Source organism: Microbacterium sp. B24 (assembly GCF_000333415.1).
Taxonomy (GTDB): Bacteria; Actinomycetota; Actinomycetes; order Actinomycetales; family Microbacteriaceae; genus Microbacterium.
In genome coordinates this window covers 1-1,932 of record NZ_BADB01000030.1, presented here as the reverse complement: position 1 = coordinate 1,932, position 1,932 = coordinate 1, and the positions used below count along the sequence as shown (strand labels likewise).

Sequence of the window (1,932 nt, the reverse complement as noted above, 5' to 3'; positions counted from 1 at the left end):
CGGGCGAGGCGCAGTCGGCCGAACAGCTCGTGCGGACCTTTTCCGAGCTCAAGNCCGCGACTCGNNCCAACACCCTGCTCGATCTGCCCGACGAGCGCCTCCTCGAGGTCGCCGAGGAGCTCTCCGACGACCGTCTCGCCGACGCGCTGGAGGAGATGCCCGAAGACGACCAGGTGCACATCCTCGAGGCTCTCGGCGACGAGCGCGCCGCCGACATCCTCGACCAGATGGAGCCGGACGACGCCGCCGACGTGCTGGCGCAGCTGCCGGAGGAGCAGCGAGAGGAGCTCCTCGAGCTCATGGAGCCGGAGGAAGCGGAGGACGTCCGCGCCCTCCTCAAGTACGGCCCCGACACGGCCGGCGGTCTCATGACGAGCGAACCGATCGTCCTGTCGGCCGACGCGACGGTCGCGGAGGCTCTCGCCCTGATCCGCCGCCACGAGCTGCACCCGGCCCTCGCCGCGGCGGTGTTCGTGACCCTTCCGCCGTATGAGACCCCGACAGGGCGACTGCTGGGCACGGTGCACTTCCAGCGGATGCTGCGGTACCCGCCGCACGAGCGGCTCGGCGCGATCATCGACGACACGCTCGATCCGGTGCCCGTCACCGCATCCGCCGCCGAAGTGGCGCGCCTGCTCGCGAGCTACAACCTCGTTTCCCTCCCCGTCGTGGATGCCGCGCACCGGCTCGTCGGCGCGGTCAGTGTCGATGACGTGCTGGACTACCTGCTGCCCGAGGACTGGCGTTCGCACGACGGCGACGACGACGCACTGACCGCCCCCGCGACGACCGCGATGCTTCCGAGGAGGCCCTGATGGCGAAGGATCGCCGCACCTTCTCGCTGGATGCGCCGCGCGGCCGCGCGGGCATGCTCAGCCGCAGCCCGCAGCCCTCTCGCGACCGGTTCGGCCGCTTCTCCGAAGCCTTCGCCCGCGCGATGGGGACCTCCGGCTTCCTCATCGGCATGACCGTGTTCGTTGCGGTGTGGCTCTGGTGGAACACCGCAATGCCGCGCGAGATGCAGTTCGACGCGGCGGAGAACAACTTCACGCTGCTGACCCTGATCCTCTCGCTGCAGGCTTCGTACGCCGCGCCGCTGATCCTTCTCGCCCAGAACCGGCAGGACGACCGCGACCGCGTGCAGATCGAGCAGGATCGTCAGCGCGCAGAGCGCAACCTCGCCGACACCGAGTACCTCGCCCGCGAGGTCGTCGCCCTCCGCATGGCGATGACGGACGTCTCCGAGCACGTCGTCACCCGCGACGTGCTGCGCCAGGAGCTGAAGGCTCTGCTCGAGTCGTTGGAGGATTCCCGCGACCTGGATCGCCGCGGCGAGAGGTCCGACCAGCCGTGACGTCTGCTCCCAGCGGTTCTGAGCAGGCCACCGGCGACGACGCGCGAGCGGATGACGTGCGGCGAGCCGTCGGCGCCGTCGTCGATCCCGAGCTTCGCCGTCCCCTCGCCGAACTCGACATGATCCGCGACGTGGCGGTCACCGGCACCCGCGCGCGCGTCGAGATCGCGCTGACGATCGTCGGCTGCCCCGCCGCCGACCGCATCGAGCGGGATGTGCGCGCGGCGGCATCCACCGCCTCCGGCATCTCCGATGTCGAGGTCGTCGTCGGAGTGATGTCCTCGGCACAGCGCCAGGCGCTCACCACGCGGCTGCGCGGAGATCGTGCCACGCGGACCATGCCCTTCGGGCCCGACGCCCTCACGCGCGTCATCGCGGTCACGAGCGGCAAGGGTGGCGTCGGCAAGTCCAGCATCACCGCGAACCTCGCCGTCGCCCTGGCGCAGCGCGGGCTCGCTGTCGGGTTGATCGACGCCGACGTGCACGGCTTCTCGATCCCGGGACTGCTNCGCCTCGTGGATGCCGAGGGCCGACCGCCCGCACCGACCCGCATCGACGACCTCATGCTCCCTCCCGTC

Annotated in this window: 3 protein-coding genes; all 3 read left to right on the top strand. The window is 70.8% G+C overall.

Features of this window, described 5'->3' with window-relative positions:
- Positions 1 to 815, top strand: an 815-nt coding sequence (locus I5I_RS00565) for a magnesium transporter MgtE N-terminal domain-containing protein (protein ID WP_036315037.1), incomplete at its 5' end; no start/stop codon positions are given.
- Positions 815 to 1,354, top strand: a complete 540-nt coding sequence (locus I5I_RS00560; protein ID WP_036315034.1) for a DUF1003 domain-containing protein — start codon at positions 815 to 817, stop codon at positions 1,352 to 1,354. The genes I5I_RS00565 and I5I_RS00560, both read left to right, overlap by 1 nt.
- Positions 1,351 to 1,932: P-loop NTPase (locus I5I_RS00555; RefSeq protein ID WP_036315031.1), on the top strand; the 582-nt coding region annotated here is incomplete at its 3' end. The genes I5I_RS00560 and I5I_RS00555, both read left to right, overlap by 4 nt.